The 6,201-nt window shown below is 42.4% G+C and carries 6 protein-coding genes and 2 tRNA genes; 4 read left to right on the forward strand and 4 right to left on the reverse strand.

Features of this window, described 5'->3' with window-relative positions:
• Positions 1 to 58: 58 nt before the first annotated feature.
• A tRNA-Tyr gene (locus AB4513_RS24250) sits at positions 59 to 143 on the reverse strand.
• A gap of 44 nt (positions 144 to 187) precedes the next feature.
• Positions 188 to 263: transfer RNA gene (locus AB4513_RS24255), tRNA-Thr, on the reverse strand.
• A 209-nt stretch (positions 264 to 472) separates the two neighbouring features.
• On the opposite strand from AB4513_RS24255, the gene coaA reads away from it, so the two are divergent.
• Positions 473 to 1,396 carry a type I pantothenate kinase gene (gene coaA, locus AB4513_RS24260; protein WP_009844725.1) on the forward strand — a complete coding sequence of 308 codons (924 nt, stop codon included), beginning with the start codon at positions 473 to 475 and terminating at the stop codon, positions 1,394 to 1,396.
• Between the two features lie 7 nt (positions 1,397 to 1,403).
• Here coaA and birA read toward each other — a convergent pair whose 3' ends face one another.
• Both birA and murB read right to left on the reverse strand, forming a co-directional pair.
• Positions 1,404 to 2,369, reverse strand: a complete 966-nt coding sequence (birA, locus tag AB4513_RS24265; protein WP_009844724.1) for a bifunctional biotin--[acetyl-CoA-carboxylase] ligase/biotin operon repressor BirA — start codon at positions 2,367 to 2,369, stop codon at positions 1,404 to 1,406.
• Complete coding sequence (gene murB, locus AB4513_RS24270; RefSeq protein WP_009844723.1) at positions 2,366 to 3,412, reverse strand: UDP-N-acetylmuramate dehydrogenase; 1,047 nt, start codon at positions 3,410 to 3,412, stop codon at positions 2,366 to 2,368. Before murB ends, birA begins: the two co-directional genes overlap by 4 nt.
• 66 nt (positions 3,413 to 3,478) lie before the next feature.
• On the opposite strand from murB, the gene AB4513_RS24275 reads away from it, so the two are divergent.
• From AB4513_RS24275 to AB4513_RS24285, 3 genes are all read left to right on the forward strand, one after another.
• Complete coding sequence (locus tag AB4513_RS24275; RefSeq protein ID WP_009844722.1) at positions 3,479 to 3,910, forward strand: GNAT family N-acetyltransferase; 432 nt, start codon at positions 3,479 to 3,481, stop codon at positions 3,908 to 3,910.
• A 91-nt stretch (positions 3,911 to 4,001) separates the two neighbouring features.
• Positions 4,002 to 5,342, forward strand: coding sequence for a CDP-diacylglycerol--serine O-phosphatidyltransferase (gene pssA, locus AB4513_RS24280; protein ID WP_009844721.1), 1,341 nt, complete (start codon positions 4,002 to 4,004; stop codon positions 5,340 to 5,342).
• 421 nt (positions 5,343 to 5,763) lie between these two features.
• Positions 5,764 to 5,949, forward strand: coding sequence for a transposase (locus AB4513_RS24285; protein ID WP_102258363.1), 186 nt, complete (start codon positions 5,764 to 5,766; stop codon positions 5,947 to 5,949).
• Positions 5,950 to 6,201 lie beyond the last annotated feature (252 nt).

The raw sequence follows: 6,201 nt of genomic DNA on the forward strand, positions 1-6,201 counted from the left end.
GCCATTATACGATGCACGCAACACGTAACTCTGTTTGAGCTATTTAACCTTTAGAATATGGTGGAGGGAGACGGATTCGAACCATCGAAGGCAGTGCCGGCAGATTTACAGTCTGCTCCCTTTGGCCACTCGGGAACCCCTCCAAATTTTGAGCTTTCTCTCGCTTACCTTAAAGAAAGGGAGAAAGTGGTGCCGACTACCGGAATCGAACTGGTGACCTACTGATTACAAGTCAGTTGCTCTACCTACTGAGCTAAGTCGGCACAAGTGGGGCGCATTTTATTGAATGATTTTCCACCTTGCAATAGTAAATTGAAAAAAAGTGAAAAATTCTCCTATCAAATTCCTATATACGGCTATTTAGCTCAAGGTTTCTGCCTTTAACCCACATCTAGTACAGGAAGATATTTTATTTATCTATCGCTTGATGTATTTTCCATGCACTTGTTTTGTTATCCACTATAGAGTTTATATGAGCCCATTTATGTCATTTGACCGCGAACGTTGGTCTGAGCTAAGGAATTTAGTTCCGATGACACTTTCTGAGAGCGACTTAAAAGAGCTTCAAGGCATCAATGAAAAGCTCACAATGGAGGAAGCCGTTGAGATCTACCTGCCGCTCTCTCGCCTATTAAATCTCTATGTGGCAGCCAGACAGAATAGAAACTCAGTACTCCATCAATTCCTGGATAAAAACGAGAAAGCACCACCTTTTATCATCGGTATTGCTGGAAGTGTCGCTGTGGGCAAAAGTACAACTGCACGACTGCTTAAAGCCCTACTTTCTCGCTGGGAGAACCACCCAAAAGTTGAGCTAGTCACAACCGATGGCTTCTTATACCCAAATGAGGTGTTAGAAGAAAAAGGATTGATGAGTAAAAAGGGCTTTCCGGAGTCTTACGATATTAAGCGTTTAGTGAACTTTGTTTCGGATGTAAAAGCATGCAAGAGAAATGTCACGGCTCCCGTGTACTCACATCTTACGTACAACATTACTGATGACGTTAAGTGTGTCGACCTACCAGATGTGCTTATTATTGAAGGACTTAATGTCTTGCAAACAGGCATGAACGATCCACACGAGCCACATCGCGTGTTTATTTCAGACTTCCTTGATTTCTCTCTCTATGTTGACGCTGATAGCCAACAAATCAAAGAGTGGTACGTCAATCGCTTTATGAAATTCCGCGATGGTGCGTTTACCAAACCTGGCTCTTACTTTAGTCATTACACAAAATTATCGAACCAAGCGGCACTGGATAAAGCGGAAGGTATCTGGAGTTCAATTAATGGCTTGAACCTAGAACAAAATATCCTTCCTACACGAGAAAGGGCTCACTTGATTCTACGTAAAGGCGCAGATCATATGGTTGAAGAAGTATTACTAAGAAAATAGTAACACCTTAATCGCCTTTTCTTAGCGATATCTCTCCGCCGATATAGCTCTCGATACCATTCTCAGTTTTGAGTAATACAGCACCTTGTTCATCGATGCCTTGAACAACACCTTCAATTTCTCTAGGTCCAATGATCAACCTAACATTGCGACCTAAGAAATTATCAAAGCGATTCCAACGCTCTACAAAATTCGACATCCCTTTCAACTCATAATCAACAAGAGACTTGTCCCAAGCATTGATCAGAGCCTGCGCTAACTGATTGCGATCGGGCACCTTCCCGTCACACACTTCTTTAAGAGAAGTCCACGGTTGACCAATACCTGATGTTGTTGGATCCATGGATAAGTTTAGCCCTAAACCAATCACAATATGAGCAGCGCCACCAGACTGTCCTGACAGCTCTACCAAGATACCAGCAAGCTTCTTGTCATTGTGGTAAAGGTCGTTCGGCCATTTGAGCTTTATACCTTCTACGCCCATCTCTTCCAAAGCTTCAACAACAGCTACACCAACCACAAGGCTCAAGCCCATCGCAGCAGCCATCCCTGCGTCGAGTCTCCAATACATTGAAAGATAGAGGTTTGCACCGAATGGCGATACCCACTCTCGTCCACGACGTCCACGTCCCGCAGCTTGATATTCAGCAATACAGACAGAACCCGATTCTAGGGTGTTAGTACGCTCTAATAGGTGTTGGTTTGTAGAACCTATGATTGGAATCAGTTCAAGAGAAGCATCTCGACTAACAACAGACAATTTGTCTTCGTTAAGCATATCTAAACGGCTAGCTAACTTATAGCCCTTGCCTTGTACTCGGTAGATATCTAAACCCCACCCTTGAATACCTTTAATGTGCTTACTGATAGCCGCTCGTGATACACCAATCATTTCACCTAGATCTTCACCTGAATGAAACTCACCGTCAGCAATACACTTCAATAGTGCAAGCTTGGTACTGTGTTCTCTCATGCCAATGACTCCAAAGCCTTGTCTAGATTTGTCTCGCAGTCTCGTCCCATAAAACGCACTTCATGTTCTAATCGAATATCGAATTTATTCAAGACAGACTGACGCACTCGCTCTGCAAGCTTAAGGATATCCACAGCAGAAGCCTTATCATAATTGATGATAACTAATGCTTGGTTTGGGTGAACTTGAGCACCTCCTTCTGTCACACCTTTGAACTGGCATTGATCAATCAGCCAGCCTGCAGCGACTTTGATCATGTCATTGCTCTCATAGCCGACAATGTTTGGGTATAGAGCGAACAAGCGATCAAAATGATCTTTGGTGATCACAGGGTTTTTGAAGAAGCTGCCCGCATTGCCTTGGACTCTAGGGTCTGGCAACTTACTTGAACGGATAGCGCATACTTCATCAAATATAGTACGAGGAGAGAGCGTATCGGCTGCTAGGCTTTTTAACGGGCCATAGTGATTGCATGGCTCCCACTCTTTCGGCAACGTTAAACCAATCGCAACAACAATCGCTTTATCGTAGAGAGCGTGCTTGAAAATAGAATCTCGGTAACCAAAGAGACACTCTTCTTTGCTCAATCGCTTAACTGTATAAGTATCCAGACACAGGATATCGACATACTCGCATACGTCTTGTAGCTCAACACCATACGCACCAATATTTTGAATCGGAGCCGAACCTGAACAGCCAGGTATCATTGCTAGGTTTTCTAGACCACCGAGCCCTTTATCCACACTCCATTCAACTAAGTGTGGCCAATCTTCCCCCCCACTAACATGCAGTAGGTGATGACTGTCCGTCTCGGTCAACTCAATCCCGGATAATTTATTCACTATGACCAGACCAGCGAAGTGCTCAGTAAAAAGCATATTACTGCCTTTACCCAGTATTAACTTAGGTAAAGCTGACCATTTAGGGTCTCTGTAAACGGAAATTAATTCTTCGATAGTGGTGACTTCAACCAACGTATCACACGTCTGATCTATGGAAAAAGTATGAACATTTTTTAAACTAGCATTGAGATGGAATTGCATGGCGATATTCAATTAACTTACACTGCAGTCATTCTACAGCAGATAAACCAATGGCGCAGTGACTGAATGAACAATGTCATCATTACCCAATTAGACCCAGTAAAGGTTCCCTTAGTTAAACGTTTCTATAAAGAACATTACCCAACGGGAAAAGCCAATAAAAGTGAACTGATCTATTCGTTATTACTGGATAACGAGCTGTGCGGTGTCGTGCGCTTTCGTACAATAGAAAATAATCGCTTACTTACTGGAATGGCGATATCAAAACAACATCGCGGTAAGCAATTAGGTTCCAAACTTATGGATTATTGTGCGCAACATGCACTTACGGAAGACGATTACTGCTTTGCGTACGCTCATCTCACCAATTTTTACGCGCGGCACCTATTCATACAAATAGACCCTAAAGATCTGCCAAATGGTTTAAGAGTTTTATACGAGCGCTACTCGAATAGCGGAAAAGATCTCATTCCTATGCATTATCAGCAAAATTGTTAGAGAATGCCTCGATTATCTAGTATTTGATGCTATCCCTTTGGTAAAATTAAAGGTTCGCAATTTTGCATATTTTTAAGGTAAAACAGTCAATATGATTGCCAGTAGGAATCCATTCATACAGTTGCCAACCATAGCGCAGAATCCTGACAAGTTTGAAGTACTACTATCAGCGCAAGAGTTTCGAACTCGTCTACTTGATGAGATATCTCGCGCAACGACTCGTATTAGTTTAGTCGCTTTGTATCTTGAAGATGATGAGGCTGGCCGTGAAATCCTAACTGCCTTATATGAAGCAAAACAAAAGAATCCAGAATTAGACGTGAGCGTTTGTGTCGATTGGCACCGAGCGCAGCGCGGATTGATTGGCGCAGAGTCTTCTGAAGGCAATGCTGCAATGTATAAAGAGTTTGCAGAAAAATATCAGCACTCTGTACCCGTCTATGGCATTCCAGTTCGCGGCAAAGAAGTCTTTGGCGTATTGCATTTAAAAGGCTTTATCGTCGATGACAGCGTGATATACAGCGGTGCAAGCCTTAACAATATCTACCTGAATTACCATGACCGCTATCGCTTTGATCGTTACCATGTTTTAAACAACGCAGCGCTTGCTGATTCAATGTTTACCTACGTACACGAACAGATGGTTGCGGACAGCGCTGTTTATGACCTGGCTGATAAGAACAAGCCTTCGACCAAAGAACTGAAACCAGCGATTCGTCAGTTTCGTGCATCATTAGCAAGGTCTCAGTATCAATTCGATGCTCAAGAGGTTTCAGCAGACCAAGTTGCTGTAACACCATTAGTTGGTATCGGTAAAAGACGTAACCGTCTGAATCAGGGAATCAATCAACTCGTAGCTCAAGCTAAAGATGAAATCTTTATCTGCACACCTTACTTCAACTTCCCACCTAGCCTAGCTAAAGAAGTGAAGAAAGCGCTTAAGCGTGGCGTAAAGGTCAGCATTGTTGTTGGAGATAAGACAGCGAATGATTTCTTTATCTCGCCAGAAGAAGAGTTTAAAACGATTGGTGGTCTGCCATACCTTTACGAATTGAACTTACGTCGTTTCGCTAAAGCGAATGAGGCTCATATTGCTAGCCGTAATCTATCAATTCGACTTTGGCAACACGATTCTAATAGCTTCCACCTAAAGGGTATTTGGGTAGATAAGCGCTACATGCTACTAACAGGTAATAACCTAAACCCTCGCGCATGGAAGTTGGATCTAGAGAACGGCATCTTTATCCAAGATAACTACCATCACCTAACAGACAAGTTTCAGGCTGAAGTGGATAATATCCTTCAACACACTCAGCTTATCTGTACTTATAAGCAGTTAGATAAGGTAGAGAGCTACCCGTTGGAAGTTCAGAAGTTGATTCGTAAGATCACTCGTGTGAAAGCCGATAGAGTACTTAAGCAAATACTGTAGTCGATGGATTAGAAATACTATTTATCAACGCCTAGCAAACACTAGGCGTTTTTGTATCTACGATATAAATGACTAAATCGTGAAAATCGTTGATAAGTACTACCACCCGAATTCTATCTATTATCTCCTCGAACACATGGCCTTATCTTGGAGAACTTCTCGATCCAAACACCGAAAAAATCACAGAAAATCCAAGATGATTTTAAAAAATCAAAATAGAAACGATCCCGACAATATTGGGCTGTAGAGTGTTGATGCCTGGTTTCAAGAGGAAGCTAGGTTTGGTCAACAGAACACAACTACACGTCTTTGGGGACTCGTGGAACCAGGCCTCGTGTGGTAAAAAACAGCAATTTGAATACGGCTATTTGTTTGGTTCGGTATGCCCCAAAACAAGAATTGGTGAAGCCATAGTAGCTCCTTGGGGCACAAGGGCATAAAGACAAACCAATTAGAGCAGATATCTAAGGCCAGTGAAAAAGGACATCATGCAGTCTTTATTATGGATGGATCTGGCTGGCATACCGATGATATTGCGAGAGAGTTTAATAATTTCGGCACTATTAAGCTTCCTCCCTACTCGTCAGAGCTCAACCCTATAGAGTAAGTTTGGAGTTGGTTGCAACAACATTATCTAGCGAATCAAAGTTTCACTGATTATAACGACATTGTTTCCAAGGTTTGTCGCGCTTGGAATGGATTTCTTGAGTGCAAAGATCGTGTCACAAAAATGAGTAGAAGGGATTGGATAAACCTGATCAGTTAATTTTCCGGATTGGTATAACAGTAAAACACTTTTTTCAAATGTAAAAAAGCCCTGCTATTTCTAGCAGGGCTTCTCTAATAAGTGGCGGAGTGG

This window comes from Vibrio sp. 10N.222.54.E6 (assembly GCF_041473955.1).
Taxonomy (GTDB): domain Bacteria; phylum Pseudomonadota; class Gammaproteobacteria; order Enterobacterales; family Vibrionaceae; genus Vibrio; species Vibrio tasmaniensis_A.

What these genes read in the sequence shown, in the direction of transcription:
- coaA (WP_009844725.1), top strand. Translation starts at nt 473, where the DNA reads ATGAGCCCATTTATGTCATTTGACCGCGAACGTTGGTCTGAGCTAAGG.
- birA (WP_009844724.1), bottom strand. Translation starts at nt 2,369, where the DNA reads ATGAGAGAACACAGTACCAAGCTTGCACTATTGAAGTGTATTGCTGAC.
- murB (WP_009844723.1), bottom strand. Translation starts at nt 3,412, where the DNA reads ATGCAATTCCATCTCAATGCTAGTTTAAAAAATGTTCATACTTTTTCC.
- AB4513_RS24275 (WP_009844722.1), top strand. Translation starts at nt 3,479, where the DNA reads ATGAACAATGTCATCATTACCCAATTAGACCCAGTAAAGGTTCCCTTA.
- pssA (WP_009844721.1), top strand. Translation starts at nt 4,002, where the DNA reads ATGATTGCCAGTAGGAATCCATTCATACAGTTGCCAACCATAGCGCAG.